Origin of the sequence: Aquimarina megaterium XH134 (assembly GCF_000520975.1) — a bacterium.
GTDB lineage: Bacteria > Bacteroidota > Bacteroidia > Flavobacteriales > Flavobacteriaceae > Aquimarina > Aquimarina megaterium.
Map to the genome: position 1 here is coordinate 1 of NZ_JACB01000049.1, position 17,782 is coordinate 17,782.

The window sequence follows — 17,782 nt, forward strand, 5'->3', positions numbered from 1 at the left end:
GATGGGTTTTAACTTAATATTGCCAAGCTTTTTATGAAAATATGATAAATACAATATCGATATAGTCATTTTATTGTTTTACTCTCTTAATTAGACAGTTGTTAAAAGGTGAAGTATAAGTTGTCTAAAATGCTTTTAAGATATATCTTTGCACCACTTTTAAAAAAGCTATTTAGAAAACGTGCAAGATTTGAGCGTGACCCAAACGGATACAATAAAAATCTCTGTTGTTCAGGATTTTAAGGAAATTACAAAAATGCGTCTTGCATTAAGTGTGGTTTTTTCGTCTGTTGCAGGATATTTATTAGGAGTAGAAACAGTTTCATGGAGTACCTTGATTCTTTTAGCAGTAGGAGGTTATTTTATGGTAGGAGCCTCAAATGCGTATAATCAGATTATAGAAAGAGATTTAGATAAGTTGATGGATCGTACTAAGAATAGACCGATTCCATCAGGAAGAATGTCTGTTAATACAGCTTTTGCAATTGCTACACTTTTTACAATTGCAGGGATTTCTGTGTTGTATACGATTAACCCTCAGACAGCAATGTTTGGAGCGATATCTATATTTATATATGTAAGTTTATATACACCTTTAAAAACAAAAACACCATTATCTGTTTTTGTTGGTGCTATTCCCGGTGCTATCCCCTTTATGTTAGGCTGGGTAGCGGCGACGAATAATTTTGGGATAGAGCCAGGAACATTATTTATGGTTCAATTCTTTTGGCAATTCCCTCATTTTTGGGCAATCGGATGGTTTTTGTTTGATGACTATAAAAAAGGAGGATTTTTTATGCTTCCAACGGGTAAAAGAGATCAAGGCACAGCAGTACAAGTCATCATTTATACAGTATGGACCGTGGTAACCTCTTTAATACCTGTTTTTGGAGTTACTGGTAAACTTTATCTTACTCCGGTATCAGGGATAATTATTCTACTGTTAGGAATAATTTTGATTAGATCTGCAATTCGATTATATAAGGTTAGAGATGCTAAAACAGCAAAACAATTAATGCTAATGAGTGTTTTGTATATAACATTATTACAAATCGTTTATGTAGTAGATAAATTTGTTAGAATATGGATTTAACACAAGGGACAACACAAGAAAAAGTTAATAGGTCTAAAAAAACCATGATGTGGTTTGCTATGATTAGTATGGCTATGGTATTTGCAGGACTTACTAGTGCCTATGTTGTGAGTAAAAGTAGAAAAGACTGGGGAATAGATCTTGTTTTTCCAAATGCATTTATATATAGTATATTAATAATAGTAGCAAGTAGTGTTACATTCTACTTTGTGAAAAAAGCAATCGAGAATAATAATAGAAGCTTAGCTACATTATTATTGCTCTCTACACTTGCATTAGGAATTATATTTATATTCTTGCAATTTGAAGGGTTTAGCGATATTATTAGACAAGGATATCATTTTACAGGTCCGACATCTAATATCGTTACTACATTTATGTTTATAATTGTAGTAACACATCTGGCACATATCATCGGAGGGATATTAGTGCTTTTAGTTGTAATTTATAATCATTTTAAACAAAAATATAAAACAGGTCAAACTCTTGGTTTAGAATTAGGTGCTATGTACTGGCATTTTGTTGATTTTCTGTGGGTTTATCTCTTTTTGTTTTTGTATTTCGTGAAATGATCTTAGATCATTGATTTAATACTATAAAAGAGATTGTTTTAAAGAAAAGCATCTGTGACAATTAAAAAATAAATTTGAGCAGGTGAAATGATAAAATTGATTATTTTTGTGGAAAATTTAACAATACCAAATTCTTTATATGGAAACAGCTGTTACTAAAACAGGTACTGAAGATAAAATCTGGGGAGGTGGCAATAAGCCACTCAAGGTAAGTTATGGTAAGATGATGATGTGGTTTTTTATCCTTTCAGATGCGCTTACATTCTCTGGTTTTTTAGCCTCTTATGGTTTTTCAAGATTTAAGTTTATAGATTCATGGCCTATAGCTGATGAAGTATTTAATCACTTCCCGTTCTTGCATGGAGTAGATGCTCCCATGTATTATGTAGCTTTGATGACTTTTATTCTGATTTTTTCTTCAGTAACTATGGTGTTAGCCGTAGATGCTGGACACCATATGAAAAAGAAAAAGGTGATTTTTTATATGTTCTTAACTATAATTGGTGGAGCAATCTTCGTAGGGTCACAAGCCTGGGAGTGGAAAAACTTTATCAAAGGAGAATATGGTGCGGTAGAAACCAAAGGAGGACAAATTTTACAATTTGTAGATGGAGAAGGACATAGAGTAGGTCTAAAAGATATTGCAGTTGTCAATACACATAAAGATAGGGCCCAACATGAGCGAAAAAATGGAATCTGGTTCAAAAAAGAAGCAGCTCTTCCTACCTATACTATTGAAGAAATAAGAAAAGGTTTTGAGAAAAGAAAAGATCTTTTAATAAGAACTCAGACCTTAACCGAAAAAGGACAGAAAACAATTTTATCAAGGACAGAATCCTTAAAAAGAATGCAGGCAGATGCTATTGGTATAGTAGAAGGAGCAAATCTTGTGCATAATGAGTATGGTACTCCGTTATTTGCCAACTTCTTTTTCTTTATTACTGGTTTTCACGGTTTTCACGTATTTTCTGGAGTAGTGATTAATATCATCATCTTTATCAATGTAATTCTGGGAACTTATGAGAGAAGAAAGAATTATGAAATGGTAGAAAAGGTTGGTTTATACTGGCACTTTGTAGATTTGGTATGGGTATTTGTATTTACATTCTTTTACCTGGTTTAATAAAAATTTAGTAGTTATATAGCATGGCACACGATACAGCACATCACGAATCGAATATAGGAAGAATCTGGAAAGTATTTATTCTATTATCTGTGGTTACAATAGTAGAAGTAATACTTGGGATTATAAAACCAGCATTTTTAGTAGAAACTACTTTAATTAGTATGAAACTATTAAACTGGATTTTTATTATTCTTACAATTTATAAAGCATATTATATTACATGGTCGTTTATGCATATGGAAGGTGAAACCAAAGGCTTAAGAAGATCGGTAGTTTGGACCGGAGTTTTCTTAATATGCTACTTGGTATTTATATTGCTTACCGAAGGAGATTATATATACGAGGTCTTTAGAAATGGATATGTAGCTTGGGATTTTTAATCCTATAAATGTATAAGTTAAAAGCATTGTAAAAAGACGGTTTGTTAAGCCGTCTTTTTTTATTTTTGCACAATTATTCTGAACTTATTTCAGAACTTTATACCATTCTGCTGTTTGATTTTTTTTGGAAAAGAAAATTGTATTACGGTAAATTAGAAGAATGAATGGTATTGGATATCGATTTTATAAATATCTAAGTAGAAAATAAAACTACTTATCAAATGAAAAAATTTCTTGTCTTAGGAGTCTTATTTGTATTACCCTTAGTGGCTTATTTATTTTTTGCTTCTGGAGTACATAATTTTGCCAAACTTCCTGTACTTAATGAATCTATAGGAGACCTTAAAAATTTTGAACCATTAACCGAAAAAGAAGTTAGTTTTTCTAATAAGATTACTGTACTTGGTTTCTTAGGTAAAGATATTCATAATAAACAGGGGAATGCCTTCAATTTAAATCAAAAGATTTATAAAAAAAACTATGGGTTTCGGGATTTTCAATTTGTAATGGTTTTGCCTTATGGTAGTGAGAATCCGGCAAAAGAACTGTTAGAAGAATTAGATAATATTACCGATGTTTCTGAGTGGAACTTTGTTTTTGGTACACCAGAAAGCATAAAGACCCTATTTAAGAGTTTAAAGACGCCACATCAATTAGATGATAATTTAGCTACGCAGTATGTGTATATAGTCGACAAAAATAGAGGACTAAGAGGTAGGGATGGTAGTATAAAAGAAAACGAATCAAAAGTATATGGCTATGATGCAAGCTCTGTTGCTGATTTGTCAAATGTTATGAGTGATGATGTAAAAGTGATTCTAGCAGAATATCGTTTGGCTTTAAAAAAATATAAAGCAGATCGTAAAGAGAAATAAAGAGCAAGCACATGAAAAAAAATTCATATATCGGGATATCGTTTATCATATTGATTTTTGGAATCATTTTTATTCCAAAGATTGTAAATAGAATTAAAAGCACTTCGATTGTTAAAAATGATAGGATGAGTGCCAGTAACCCTGTTGCTAATGAAAAACTTAGTTATATAAAACTTAATGGGACACCAAAAAAAGTTCCTGAGTTTGCATTCTTAGATCAGGATAGTATCCTAATTACGAATCATGACTATAAAGGTAAAGTATATATAGCAGAGTTTTTCTTTACCAGCTGCCCAACCATTTGTCCTAAGATGAATAAAAACTTAGTATATCTGCAAGATAAGTTAAAAGATTATGAAAATTTTGGAGTAGCTTCTTTTACGATCAACCCTAAGTTTGATACACCAAAAAGACTTAAGAAATATGCAGAGAATTATAAGGTTACAGATCCAGATTGGCATTTTTTAACTGGTGATAGAGAAGATATCTATGAACTGGCCAATGCTGGATTTAATATTTATGCTGCAGAGAACCCCGATGTGCCAGGTGGATTCGAACATAATGGCTACTTTGCTTTAATTGATCAGGAAGGATATATAAGATCGAGATATGATGCGTCGGGTAATCCAATTATTTATTATAGAGGAACAATTGGTGTGAAGGAAAAAGTAGATGAAAACGGGGAAGAAGAGCAAATAACAATTTTACTAGAAGATATAAAGAAACTATTAGATAAGAATGAGTAACAACAGCCAATCAGATGTAGAAAAAAAATACAATAAATGGATTGTAATTTTATCGATTCTTATCCCTCTTGCAGTGGCAGCATTGTTTGGAGTTAATCTTAGAAAGCTTGGGTTTGATGTACAACCTCTTACTTTTTTGCCACCAATATATGCAACAATTAATGGTTTAACCGCTGTGATTTTAGTAGCTGCTTTATGGGCAATAAAAAATAAGAATATTGCATTGCATGAGAAGCTCATGAAAACAGCTATTTTATGTTCGGTATTGTTTTTACTTATGTATATCGCATATCATATGACTAGTGATTCTACCCAATTTGGAGGAGAAGGAATGATACGATACATATATTATTTTATTTTGATTACTCATATAATCCTCTCAGTTGTAGTTATTCCTTTTGTATTGATTACTTATGTAAAAGCACTGGCAAAACGATTTGATAAGCATAAAAAAATTGCGAGAATTACATTTCCGATTTGGTTATATGTGGCTGTTACAGGAGTGATTGTATATTTTATGATATCACCATATTATGTTTAGTTTGAATATATGCGAATAAAAACCTTTTACATATTAATTCTTTTTTTGGTATTTACTATCTCGGTAGAAGCGCAATGCGCAATGTGTAGAGCAGTTCTAGAGAATGAAGAAGGACAGGAGGCAGCAAAAGGAATCAATAATGGGATTGTGTATCTAATGATTATACCATATGTTTTAATAGGGGTTGTAGGGTATATTATATATAGAAATAAAAGAAAATCGGCAACTACAAAAAACCTTAATTAAAGAGTTCTTAATTTTTTAACATTTTCCTAACAAGAAAAGATGTAACAAAAATACCATGTAGTTAGTCTTATGTAACAAGACGATGCTAACCAATCAATAAATCTTCAGGGGAAAACTGTAAGATTGATCTAAATACTGTACGGTATTTTTAGGCTAGTGGGTCTCAGTTTTATCAAGGTATTTTGCCTTACAAATCTTAATCCAGTATTATGATTGAAATAAAAGACTTACATAAATCTTACCAAATGGGAAGCAATTCGCTTCATGTACTTAAAGGAATAGATTTTAGTGTAAAAGAAGGCGAGTTGGTCGCTATAATGGGATCTTCGGGTTCTGGAAAATCTACATTGTTAAACATCTTAGGAATGCTGGATGAAGCAGATAGCGGAAGTTATTTTCTAGATGAAGTTCCTATCAAAGGGTTAAACGAAACCAAAGCAGCGCAGTATCGCAACAAATTTTTAGGATTTGTTTTTCAATCTTTTAATTTGATTAATTACAAGACAGCTCTAGAAAATGTTGCCCTTCCATTATATTATCAACGTAAAAAACGAAAAGAAAGAATTGATAAAGCAATGGAATATCTTGGCAAAGTTGGATTGGCAGAATGGGCGACACACTTACCAAGTGAGCTTTCTGGAGGACAAAAACAACGTGTGGCAATTGCCAGAGCATTAGCTGCAGATCCTAAAGTATTACTGGCCGATGAACCCACGGGAGCTTTAGATAGTAAAACTTCTTATGAAGTAATGGATATCATCCAAAGTATTAATGATGAAGGTAAAACCATATTAGTAGTAACTCATGAACCAGATATTGCTGATATGTGTAAACGTATAGTGCACCTTAAAGATGGTGTTATTGTAGAAGATAAAGAAGTAGAACAAGTTAGAGCATCTCAATATGTTTGATAGAGATAGATGGGGTGAAATATTTGAAGCTATAGGAAAAAATAAGCTGCGTACATTTCTTTCGGGATTTACTGTAGCTTTAGGAATCCTGATCTTTACAATTCTATTAGGACTGGGTAATGGCCTTCTCAATAGCTTTTTAAGCAGTTTTGTGGATGACGCTCAAAATATTATATTCATTCGTGGCGGAAACACATCAAAAGCATACAAAGGCTTTCAGGAGAATAGAAGAATTCAGTTTAAAAATGAAGATTTCGAATTTATAAAAAGCAATTATATAGGCAAAGTTGAGTTCGCTACCCCAAGAATATATAGAAATGGTTCTGCAAAATATAAGAAAGAATCTGGTAGCTATAGCATAAGAGCTGTACATCCCGATCATCAATATCTTGAGAAAACCATAATGATGAATGGGAGATATCTTAATGAATCAGATATTAACGAGCGTACCAAGAATATTGTTATTGGAAGATTAGTAGAGAAAGATCTTTTTAAAAATGAAAAGGCCTTAGGTAAAATGCTAAATGTAGATGGGATTGCTTATAAAATAATTGGAGTTTTTCAGGATAGTGGTGGTGATAATGAAGAGCGAATAATCTATATGCCATATAAAACCGTTCAGTTGCTTTATGGAAATAATGATCATATTAATCAGATAAACTTATCTTATAATATGGCAATGAGTACCGAGCAGGCTATTGCATTTTCTAAAAAAATAGAAGAAGATTTTAAAGAAAAATTTAAAGTAGCACCAGATGACCAAAGTGCAATCAGGGTACGAAGTTTTGCAGAAGATATTAAAGAGACCATGGTAATTCTTGGCGGTATTTATATGATCATATTTGTTGTAGGTATAGGAACCTTAATCTCTGGAGTTATTGGTATAGGTAATATCATGACGTTTAGTGTTAAAGAACGCACCAAAGAATTAGGAATTAGAAAAGCATTGGGAGCATCACCAAGATCAATCATAGCTATGGTGCTTCAAGAATCAGTTCTAATAACATCTGTCGCAGGATATCTCGGTTTGATTTTAGGGATTCTTGCGTTAAAACTTATAGGTAATAATCTAGAGAAGTTCTTTATTCTTAATCCTAAGGTTGATACAGGTATTATTATGACTGCCACAATGGTATTGATATTTTTTGGACTTTTAGCAGGATATATTCCGGCAAGAAGAGCAGCAAAAATAAAGCCTATAATTGCATTGAGAGATGAATAACTAAAAATCGATTGGTATGAAATTTATATTTGAAAGAGATACCTGGCAAGAAATTTATGGAGCTATTCGTAAGAATAAAGTAAGAACTATAATTACAGTTATCGGGGTAACCTGGGGAGTGTTTTTATTTGTGTTTCTTTTGGGAATGGCTAAGGGGCTAGATAATAGTTTTAGAAGTCAATTTAATGATTTTGCAACTAACACGATGTTTGTTTGGGGGCAACAAACCAGTATACCTAACGAAGGTTTTAAGAGGGGAAGACGAATGCAACTTACATTGAATGATGTCGAAACATTAGAATCTCAGGTTGATGATATTGAATATATCGCTCCTCGTAATGTTACTGGTCAATGGGGAACTCCACCAGGGCAATTTGTAAAAGGCTCTAAGTCGGGTGCATTTAAAGTATTTGGTGATTATCCAACGATCGACAAAGTATCAAAGAAAAAGATATTTAAAGGAGGAAGATTTATTAATGAAGAAGATATAAAATATGAACGTAAAGTCTGTGTTATTGGTGAAGATATTTATAAGCAATTCTATGATAAAGATGAAGAAGCAATAGGAGATTTTGTGAGAATAAATGGAATTTATTTCAAAGTAATAGGAGTATATAAGCCTACTCAATCTGGATTCGAAGGAGATGATTCTATTTTTCTGCCATTCACAACGTTTCAAACCATTTTTAACCAGGGTGAAAATATATCCTGGATGGTGATCACAGCCAAACCAGATAAGAATATTGTAAATACAGAAGCTACGATAAAAACTACACTTAAAAGAATACATAATGTGCACCCAGATGATACGCAGGCGTTTGGAAGTTTTAATCTAGGTGAAGAAGTAGCAAAAATTAATGGATTTCTAGCTGGTATGCGTTTGATTACTTATATCGTAGGAATAGCTACCCTTATTGCAGGAGTGATAGCAATAGGTAATGTTCTTTTAATTACTGTTAAAGAACGTACCAGAGAGATTGGAGTGCGTAGAGCATTGGGAGCAACACCAGCAGAAGTAAGAGGGCAAATCATGCTAGAATCTGTATTGCTTACCTTTTTGGCAGGATTATTAGGTTTTATTTTTGGCACGCTGTTACTTTGGGGTATCAATACCGCAATTGGTAATAATGACGATGTGCCCATTTTAAATCCTACAGTCGATTTCTTTGCGGTAACAGGAGCATTATTGTCAATAGTCTTATTAGGAACAATAATAGGACTTATCCCAGCGCAAAAAGCCGTAAGCATAAAACCAATTGAAGCATTAAGAGAAGAATAAAATAAATAACCAGAATAATCATCAATCCAAATGAAAAAGTTTTTTAAAATTTTATTAGTTGTAATTTTTGTGGCCTTACTAGGGTTTTCAGGTAAGTACCTTATAGATTCTAACAGTAAATCCCCGATTGTATTTACTACAGAAAAAGCGTTTAAAACCTCTATTGAAGAAAAAACAGTAGCTACAGGAAAAGTAGTTCCAGAGGATGAAGTAGCAATCAAACCTCAGATTTCAGGAATTATAGAAAAGATTTATGTTGAAGAAGGAGCGGCAATAAAAACAGGAGATTTAATCGCTAAAGTAAAAGTAGTACCTAATGAACAATCCTTAAACAGTGCAAGAGGACGTGTTAAAAATGCACAAATTGTTTTAAATAACTCTAAGGTAGAATATGATAGAAATAAAGCACTTTTTGATAAAGGAGTAATCTCTAGCCAGGATTTTAATAATATAGACCTAAGATATAATCAGGCAAGACAAGATCTTTCGAATGCACAAAGTGATCTTCAAATCATACGTTTAGGTTCTGCAGGAGGTTCTTCTACAGCTAATACTAATATACGAGCAACCGTATCAGGAACGATTCTCGAAATTCCTGTTAAAGAAGGAGATCAGGTGATCGAAAGTAATAACTTTAACGATGGAACCACAATTGCTACAATTGCAGATTTGAACAAAATGATTTTTGAAGGGAAAGTAGATGAAGCGGAGGTAAATAAACTAAAAATTGATATGCCTTTAAAAGTTAGCCTTGGAGCTATACGAGATAAAGAATTTGATGCAAAACTAAAATTTATTGCGCCAAAAGGAGATGAAGAACAAGGTGCAGTTCAGTTTAAAATTGAAGGTGAAGTTTTTCTTGATAAATCATATTTTATAAGAGCAGGATATAGTGCAAATGCTTCAATTGTTTTAGAAACAAAGAATGATATTCTTGCTGTAAAAGAAGCACTTTTACAATTTGATAAAGAAACAGAAGATCCTTATGTAGAAGTACGAACAGGAGATCAAAAGTTTGAAAGAAAAGATGTTGAAATTGGTATTTCTGATGGTATTAATGTTGAAATTCTATCAGGAATTACAGAAGAAGATGATATTAAAGTTTGGAATAAAACAGAGCCCATTAAAAAAGAAGATGAAAAAGGTTAAAGCCAGCATGTTTTAAAACAATATTTTTGATAGTGGTTAGATAATTAAAAATATTTTTTAAATAATCTGTAACAACATCAATCAAATATATACCTATACCATAGTATGAAAATAATAGTAAAAGATTTAGGCAAGTTCTCATCACAAAAGGACACTATAGATTTTAAACTTATGAGAATTAGAATTTTAATTTTATGTATTGCTTTCTTTGGAGTGCTAGAAACTCAGGCACAAGAAAAGAAATGGACATTACGCGAGTGTGTAGAATATGCTTTAGAAAATAATATTGCAATAAAACAATCGGCATTAGATGTAGAGGCAACAGAAATTGATAGGATTGATGCCATAGGAAATTTTCTACCATCATTAAATGCATCAGCTTCTAATTTTTGGAGTTCTGGTTTATCTACAGACCCTATTACCAACGAAAATAAAACACAGACATTTAGAAGTTCTAATTATGGTGTTAGTGCAGGAGTAACTATATTTAGTGGTTTAAGAAATATAAAAAGATTTCAAAGAGCTAAACTTAATAAGCTACTTAGTCAATATAATCTAGGTAAGTCTAAAGATGATATTGCATTGTTTGTCGCAAATAGTTATCTGCAAGTACTTTTAAACAAGGAATCTTTAAAAGTGGTAGAGAAACAACACGAGATCACATTAGAACAATTACAACGTACTAAAGATCTGGTAGAAGCAGGAGTATTACCTCAAGGAGATCTTCTCGAAATTGAAGCAACTTCTGCAGATGAATTAACAAGAATTGTACAGGCAGAAAATGCAGTACAGATTGCATTAATTGGATTAGCACAGCGATTACTGATTAAAAATTATGAAGATTTTGACATTGCAGAACAAGAGTATTTAGTTCCAGGATCAGAAATGTTAGAAAAACCTATTGATCAAGTAATTGCACAAGCTAGAGAATCAAGATATGAAGTACAGATCGCAGAGCAGAATAAACTTATAGCAGAAAAAGATCTTGAAATTGCAAGAGGAGCATATTATCCTACATTAAGCGGTTCTTTTAATTATAATACAAGAGAATCAGGAGCTAAGTCTTTTGCACGTGTTTTGGATGCGAATAATCCTGTCTTAACTCAGAGTATCGGTGTTGTAGAAGCAACAGGGCAGAATGTTATTACTCAAACTCCTAATCTACTTCTTGTAGAACAGGATGCTGCACCATTTATCGATCAGTTATATACCAATGATGGTATTTCTTATGGGTTATCTCTTCAGGTACCAATTTTTAATGGGTTTTCTGCAAGGAATGCTGTAAAAAGAAATAAGGTTAATGTAAAGCGTACAGAATTTCAATTAGAGCAAGCAGAATTAGATTTGGATAGTAATGTATACCAGGCATATCTAGATGCAAGAGGAGCTGCAGAGGCATATGAAGCTGCTCAAGTTTCTGTAAAAGCTCAAGAAAGAGCGTATGAATATGCAAAAGATCGTTATGATGTAGGACTAACTAACGCGTTTGATTTTAGCCAATCAAAATTTAGATTAGAAAATGCACAGAGCCAGGAAGTACAAAATAAGTTTGATTTCATTTTTAAATTAAAAGTGTTAGAACTGTATTTCGGAATAAAGATCGCTGATATAAAATTATAGAATAGTAGCATTCGGTTTTTTTGACTGCTATATAGAAAAAGATTGTATTTTATAGAATAGAATTAACGTTAAAGTAGGTCATGAATAAAAAAAAATTACTCTTCATTTTAGGTATAATTGTCATTGTAATTGTACTACTTGTTTATGGTAAGAAAGCCGGATGGTTTGGTGAAAGTGGAAACTTTAAAGAAGTATCGGTTACCAAAATAGACAAAATTGATATTGTAGAAACTGTTTCGGCTACGGGTAAAATACAACCCGAAGTAGAGGTTAAACTTTCTTCAGAAGTATCAGGAGAGATTATCGACTTACCAATCAAAGAAGGGCAACAGGTTCAAAAGGGAGATCTTTTGGTTCGTATAAACCCCGATATTATTCAATCAGGATTAAATAGATCCCAGGCGTCATTAGAAAATGTAAGGGCTGGATTGCGACAAGCCGAAGCTAGTTTAAAAGAATCAAAACTAAGCTATGATCGTAATAAGGCATTATTTGATAAAGGAGTGATTTCTAAAGCAGAGTGGGATAGAGCAATCTCTGCATATGAAGGAGCAGAAGCAGCTAAGCAATCAGCATATTATAATGTAAGAAGTGCTCAGGCAACTGTTAATGAAGCCAAAGATAACCTAAGCAGAACTACGATTTATGCTCCTATGACAGGTACAATTTCTAAGTTATCTGTAGAATTGGGAGAAAGAGTAGTAGGTACCCAACAAATGGCAGGTACAGAGATCGTACGTGTTGCCGATCTTAGTAATATGGAAGTAGAGGTAGATGTAAATGAAAATGATATCGTTAAAGTTTCAATTGCAGATTCTACAATTGTTGAAGTAGATGCTTACCTAAAGAAACAATTTAAAGGAATAGTTACAGAAATTGCTAATTCTGCAGAAAATGCTGTAAGTGCAGATCAAGTAACTAATTTTAGAGTGAAAGTTAGAATTTTGGAGGAGTCATATGCCGATTTACTAGAAGGTAAGCCCGAAAACTACTCTCCGTTTAGACCAGGTATGACTGCTACTGTCGACATTATTACAGATAAGAGAAAAGATGTGATAGGCGTTCCTATAAGTTCTATAGTAATTAAAAATGATACTTCTGATGTAAAAGAACCCTCTTCTAAAGATGAGATATTATCAGACACCAATAAAAAATTCGAATGTGTATTTGTTAAGAATGGTGAAACAGCCAAGTTAAGAGTGATAAAAACAGGTATTCAGGATGATAGTAATATTGAAATAACCAGTGGGTTGAAGCAAGGAGATGAGGTTATAACGGGGCCTTATAATGTGGTTACCAAAATACTTAAGACAGGAGATAAAGTAACTACCGAGAAAGAGAAAAAATCTACCAAATAGAAACCAGTAGTATTTTTAGGTACTCGTCAAAATTCTATCGGTTAAAACTTCGATAAAACATTTAGTAATGGACATGTTTAATTAGATCATTTTTTTTTGACTAATTAGAGTATATTTGCCTAAATTTTTGATAGATGGCTTATATCCTTTGTATAGAAACTTCAACAACTAATTGTTCTGTAGCTTTAGCTAATGATAAAGAGGTAATTGGATTAATAGAGGATTATGATAGCACATATTCTCATGCAGAACGGTTACATAATTTTATAGATCAAGTTATTAAAGAAGCAGGGTTAACCCCAAAAGATCTTTCAGCGGTTTCGGTTAGTAAAGGTCCCGGTTCATATACAGGATTAAGAATAGGTGTATCTGCAGCAAAAGGGCTATGCTATGCATTAGATATCCCATTAATAGCTGTGCCTACTCTACACTCATTAGCACTGCAGGTATCACAAGAAAAAGATAGCTATATTGTTCCTATGCTAGATGCCCGAAGAATGGAAGTATATTCTGCCGTTTTTACTAATAGGTATAAAGAAATAAGAAAAACAGAGGCAGAAATTCTTACAGATACTTCTTTTAGAGCACATTTACAGGAGAAAAAAGTATATTTCATAGGAAATGGTGTAGAAAAATTTTCAGCTATTTGTAACGATACTAATGCTGTATTTATAGAAAACAAATTGCCATCTGCAAATGAGATGGCAATGTTAAGTTATCCTAAATTTTTGAAAAAAGATTTTGAAGATGTTAGTTACCTCGACCCGTATTACTTAAAAGACTTCGTGACGGGCTAGAATCAGAGCTTTTTAATGCATTGTATCTAGCTACAAGTCGAATTAAATCTTCTTCTTTTCTCAAACGAATTCTTTCCTTTTTTAAATAATCTTTTAATTCGTTTTCTTTATCATTAAATGCTGCGAGCATTTCTTTTTTGTTCATTGGTAATTCCATGATAACACCAGACTCTTCAAGGTAATATGAGGTAATCATTCTAAGTGTTCCTGGATCAGAAGGGCCACTGATTATCGGACCTGTTTTTTCGGGATCTTTTACTCTGAGTGTAAATTTTTTATAAATACGATACCTGTCGGTTAATTCTACTAATACATAATAGCCATCTCTATTGCTTCCTCGTTGATTTTTGAATTCACAGTAATAGAAATAATCACCATCGATTCGAGCATGAATAGTTGGGCTTTTAACCACTTCGTATAATTTGGATTGCGAGCTATATTCTAGGGCATCAGAATAAATGTTATACTTAAGTTTAGCATCAAAAGTTCCTGATTTCTCATCGATAACACTAGATTCTTTATAACGACTCTTCATATAAATACTACCATCATAATCATCATATAAAGAAACTCTGGTAGTAGATGTAAGTAAATTTCGGGGTAATTGTGCAAGTAATGCAGACGATGCTGTTAAGCATAAAAAAAGTAATATTCTTCTCATAGTTTTTCGATTTAGGTATGATAAACTTAAAGAAATAACATTTTAAATACAATTAATATGCTTTTTTGATCAAATTTTTACGAATTTCATAATTCAAACATGTGAAGCATTAAATTATTAGGAATAAAATTGCGTTTTTAACAAATAATTCACATAGGTGTTTTACGGCAAAACCGTAATAATTGTAGGATTTAGACTACAATAAAAATATTTAATTACGGTTTAACGGTTTTAAAAAACCTATAAAAAACGCTTTTTTAACACTTTTTGGATAGCTTAAAATAAAAAATGATTAAGCGTTTTTTGCTACATTACTTAAAAAAAGTACTACAATGTGCTATAGAAGTTTACTAGTTTAAGCAGGTCCTTTTCTTTTTTTAGACTTAAATTTTCTTTACCAATAAAATCTTTTACTTCTTTTTGATGATCAGGAAAGATACTTACCGTTTTCTTTTTACTTGAATTAACTGGGACTAGTTTTTCACCTATTTCTAAATAATAGATATGTTGATCTGTAAACTTTGCAGGAGTATTTTTGTGGTATGAAGTATTCGCAATTTTAGCTTTAGTATATTTTTTTACAAGCAACTTGTATAAACTAATTTTGGTATTGTCTCTTAGTTTGATTAAATATCCCTTTTTGGTTTGATTGTTTAAATCTTTGTACTTCTTATAATGATATTCTTTATTATTAACACGGGCATATATATGGTCACTCTTAAGAAGGCCATGTAATTCAGAAGCTTCTAATGTTTTGCTTACTTCTATCTGATCGTCATATACATTATATCTCAAAAATAATTTTTGAATTTTTTGTTTAGAATTTGTATGTACTATTTCTCCTAATTCAAACTTTTCATTTTCATATGGAGAGCCTTTTGTTTTAGTTGTTTGGGTATTATTTGGATTTTTAAAGACTTTAACATTATTGTGCGTTTGAAATAAAGGGGTTAAATATTCTGCATGAGCAGTTCCAATTTGTGCATTAACGGCAAATACAAACATCGAAACTATAAAAAATAAGACTATTTTTTTCATAATAAGTGAATTTTGGATTAGTGTTGAAATAGTATGTTATATAAATCTGGCTCAAAAACCACGCCAGTTTAAATTAAAATTCAATATAGGTTTTTAGTTGAATATCTTATAGGTTTTCCTCAAGGGTATTTATTCTAAAGGTAAAATGTCTTTAAATTCTTCAACCGGATATTTACATGAATTATTTACACATAAATAAAACAAAGTTTTGTCTTTAACAAATCTATTTTTTAATAAGGCAGTATCAGAATCTGATGTACCTCCTGCTATTAGTTTATTTGGAATATAAGTTTGGCTTACTTCTTTTAATTTAATTTTTGCCTCTGTACCTATAATAACCAATTCATAAAAGTTAAAAGAAAAATTGAGCATAAGATCTAACCAATTAGAGTACCCTGATGCATAAGACTTGATTTGCGGTTTAATATTATGTAGCATTTGTTCACTTATTTCTTTGTAATTAGAGCGATCAAAATAATGAGATAGTAGAAATAGATTCTTAGCCATTATCGAATTAGATGCAGGGATTACATTATCACTGTATTCTATAGTACGTGTAATAAGTTTTGGGTCTTGATCAGAAGTAAAATAGAATATATTCCTGTTCTCATTAAAAAAGTGGTTTAAAGTGTATTGTGTAAGTTGTTCTGATATCTCTAACCATTCTGGATCAAATGTGTTTTGATATAAGGTTATAAAGGCTTCAATAACTAGTGCATAATCTTCTAAATACCCATTAATGGTACTTTTACCATTTTTATAGTTATGAAATAAAGATGTATCATTTTTTAACTGAGTGGTTTTGATAAAATTTGCATTTTTTATGGCAGCATCCAAAAACTTTTTCTCTCCAAATGCTCTATATGCATCCAGATAACCTTTTAGCATTAATGCATTCCAGGAAGTTAAGGTTTTGTCATCTAATCGTGGTCGAGAGCGTTTTTCTCGCTCATGAAGTAAAATTTGTTTCCATTGAGAGATTTTTTTAATCAAGACTTCACTGTCAATATTATTTTCAGTACAAAACTTTTGATGAGCATCCTTTCTAATTAAAACATAGTTTCCTTTTTCCCAGAAACCATATGAATTTATATTATAATAATTAGCAAAGAGGGTGTAGTCATTATCAGGTACTATTTTTTTTAATTCTTCTTTGGTCCATACATAAAAAGCACCTTCTTCTAGTTCTCCGTCCAAAGTTTTGCTATCTGCATCTAAAGACGAATAAAAAGCACCCTCTTTATTAGTAAGCTCTCTTGCTACAAAATCTAAAGTTTCATAAACCACATCTTTAAACCAGGGATCTTTGGTAACTAAAAAAGCATCAGAATACAGACTTACTAATTGTGCGTTATCATATAACATTTTCTCGAAGTGAGGAACATGCCATTTTCCATCTGTAGAGTATCGTGCAAATCCTCCTCCAACATGATCATACACTCCACCATATGATATTTTTATCAAAGTGTTTTTTACAAATTTTAATAGTGTTTCGTCTTTGGTTTGATAAGCATATCGAAGAAGGAAATGATAATTATTGGGCATCATAAATTTAGGAACTCGTTTTGTACCTCCTTTTTGATGATCAAAATGAGAACTCCATTCTTTTACAGAAGCCGCGACAAATTCTTTATCAAAATTAATGGCATTAGTGTTTACTTCAATAAGATCAATAGCCTTAATTCCTTGTTCTAGTTTTTCGGCATATTCTATTAGCTTATCGGGTTGTTTTTCATATAAATTTGCAATTTGTTTTAAGGCATCAACCCAATTTCCTTTAGGAAAATAGGTGCCTCCCCAAACAGGTCTTCCATCGGGCAATACAACCATATTAAGAGGCCAACCACCACTACCAGTCATTAATTGTACTGCACTCATATATACCTGATCTATATCAGGGCGTTCTTCACGATCTACTTTAATATTCACATAATTAGCATTCATGATTTCTGCTACCTTAGGGTCTTCAAAGCTTTCATGCTCCATAACATGGCACCAATGGCAAGCTGCGTATCCTATACTTACAATAATAAGCTTGTTTTCTTTTTTAGCTTGTTGTAGTGCTTCTTCTCCCCAGGGTTTCCAATTTACAGGATTGTGAGCATGTTGTAGGAGATATGGACTGGTTTCATGAATAAGATCATTAGTATAAGCGTGTTGTTCCATAG

Annotated in this window: 18 protein-coding genes; 15 read left to right on the top strand and 3 right to left on the bottom strand. The window is 32.0% G+C overall.

What is annotated here, in order from left to right; genetic code table 11:
- Positions 1 to 190 precede the first annotated feature (190 nt).
- The 15 genes from cyoE (at position 191) to tsaB (ending at position 13,915) form a co-directional block, all read left to right on the top strand.
- Positions 191 to 1,093, top strand: coding sequence for a heme o synthase (gene cyoE / locus Z053_RS0122255; protein WP_025667171.1), 903 nt, complete (start codon positions 191 to 193; stop codon positions 1,091 to 1,093).
- Positions 1,084 to 1,665 (top strand): cytochrome c oxidase subunit 3, encoded by a 582-nt coding sequence (locus Z053_RS0122260; protein WP_025667172.1) that lies wholly within the window; start codon positions 1,084 to 1,086, stop codon positions 1,663 to 1,665. The genes cyoE and Z053_RS0122260 overlap by 10 nt, the downstream gene beginning before the upstream one ends.
- A 139-nt stretch (positions 1,666 to 1,804) precedes the next feature.
- Positions 1,805 to 2,788: a cytochrome c oxidase subunit 3 gene (locus tag Z053_RS0122265; RefSeq protein WP_025667173.1), complete on the top strand. Its 984-nt coding sequence runs from the start codon at positions 1,805 to 1,807 to the stop codon at positions 2,786 to 2,788.
- A gap of 23 nt (positions 2,789 to 2,811) precedes the next feature.
- A complete protein-coding gene (locus Z053_RS0122270) occupies positions 2,812 to 3,171 on the top strand; it encodes a cytochrome C oxidase subunit IV family protein (protein ID WP_025667174.1) in 360 nt (119 codons plus the stop codon).
- 221 nt (positions 3,172 to 3,392) lie between these two features.
- Entirely contained in the window at positions 3,393 to 4,046 is a 654-nt protein-coding gene (locus tag Z053_RS0122275) for a hypothetical protein (protein WP_025667175.1), read from the top strand.
- Between the two features lie 11 nt (positions 4,047 to 4,057).
- Positions 4,058 to 4,792: an SCO family protein gene (locus tag Z053_RS0122280; RefSeq protein ID WP_025667176.1), complete on the top strand. Its 735-nt coding sequence runs from the start codon at positions 4,058 to 4,060 to the stop codon at positions 4,790 to 4,792.
- On the top strand, positions 4,785 to 5,333 hold the full coding sequence (locus Z053_RS0122285) for a DUF420 domain-containing protein (protein WP_025667177.1): 549 nt from the start codon (positions 4,785 to 4,787) through the stop codon (positions 5,331 to 5,333). The genes Z053_RS0122280 and Z053_RS0122285 overlap by 8 nt, the downstream gene beginning before the upstream one ends.
- Before the next feature lie 45 nt (positions 5,334 to 5,378).
- Positions 5,379 to 5,579 carry a hypothetical protein gene (locus Z053_RS0122290; RefSeq protein WP_407637492.1) on the top strand — a complete coding sequence of 67 codons (201 nt, stop codon included), beginning with the start codon at positions 5,379 to 5,381 and terminating at the stop codon, positions 5,577 to 5,579.
- Positions 5,580 to 5,788: 209 nt separating this feature from the next.
- Entirely contained in the window at positions 5,789 to 6,490 is a 702-nt protein-coding gene (locus tag Z053_RS0122295; protein WP_025667179.1) for an ABC transporter ATP-binding protein, read from the top strand.
- Positions 6,483 to 7,712 carry an ABC transporter permease gene (locus Z053_RS0122300; RefSeq protein WP_025667180.1) on the top strand — a complete coding sequence of 410 codons (1,230 nt, stop codon included), beginning with the start codon at positions 6,483 to 6,485 and terminating at the stop codon, positions 7,710 to 7,712. The genes Z053_RS0122295 and Z053_RS0122300 overlap by 8 nt, the downstream gene beginning before the upstream one ends.
- A gap of 16 nt (positions 7,713 to 7,728) precedes the next feature.
- Positions 7,729 to 8,991 carry an ABC transporter permease gene (locus Z053_RS0122305; protein WP_025667181.1) on the top strand — a complete coding sequence of 421 codons (1,263 nt, stop codon included), beginning with the start codon at positions 7,729 to 7,731 and terminating at the stop codon, positions 8,989 to 8,991.
- A gap of 30 nt (positions 8,992 to 9,021) precedes the next feature.
- On the top strand, positions 9,022 to 10,140 hold the full coding sequence (locus Z053_RS0122310) for an efflux RND transporter periplasmic adaptor subunit (RefSeq protein ID WP_025667182.1): 1,119 nt from the start codon (positions 9,022 to 9,024) through the stop codon (positions 10,138 to 10,140).
- 105 nt (positions 10,141 to 10,245) lie between these two features.
- Positions 10,246 to 11,760 (top strand): TolC family protein, encoded by a 1,515-nt coding sequence (locus Z053_RS0122315; RefSeq protein WP_231389258.1) that lies wholly within the window; start codon positions 10,246 to 10,248, stop codon positions 11,758 to 11,760.
- An 80-nt stretch (positions 11,761 to 11,840) separates the two neighbouring features.
- A complete protein-coding gene (locus tag Z053_RS0122320) occupies positions 11,841 to 13,118 on the top strand; it encodes an efflux RND transporter periplasmic adaptor subunit (RefSeq protein ID WP_025667184.1) in 1,278 nt (425 codons plus the stop codon).
- A 134-nt stretch (positions 13,119 to 13,252) separates the two neighbouring features.
- The gene (gene tsaB / locus Z053_RS0122325) at positions 13,253 to 13,915 is read left to right on the top strand and encodes a tRNA (adenosine(37)-N6)-threonylcarbamoyltransferase complex dimerization subunit type 1 TsaB (RefSeq protein ID WP_025667185.1); all 663 of its coding nucleotides are present in this window, start codon (positions 13,253 to 13,255) and stop codon (positions 13,913 to 13,915) included.
- Here tsaB and Z053_RS0122330 read toward each other — a convergent pair.
- The 3 genes from Z053_RS0122330 to Z053_RS0122340 form a co-directional block, all read right to left on the bottom strand.
- On the bottom strand, positions 13,869 to 14,576 hold the full coding sequence (locus Z053_RS0122330) for a hypothetical protein (RefSeq protein ID WP_025667186.1): 708 nt from the start codon (positions 14,574 to 14,576) through the stop codon (positions 13,869 to 13,871). The genes tsaB and Z053_RS0122330 overlap by 47 nt on opposite strands.
- A 327-nt stretch (positions 14,577 to 14,903) precedes the next feature.
- Positions 14,904 to 15,614: a hypothetical protein gene (locus tag Z053_RS0122335; RefSeq protein WP_035096583.1), complete on the bottom strand. Its 711-nt coding sequence runs from the start codon at positions 15,612 to 15,614 to the stop codon at positions 14,904 to 14,906.
- A gap of 129 nt (positions 15,615 to 15,743) precedes the next feature.
- Positions 15,744 to 17,780: a thioredoxin domain-containing protein gene (locus Z053_RS0122340; protein WP_025667188.1), complete on the bottom strand. Its 2,037-nt coding sequence runs from the start codon at positions 17,778 to 17,780 to the stop codon at positions 15,744 to 15,746.
- Between the last annotated feature and the right edge of the window lie 2 nt (positions 17,781 to 17,782).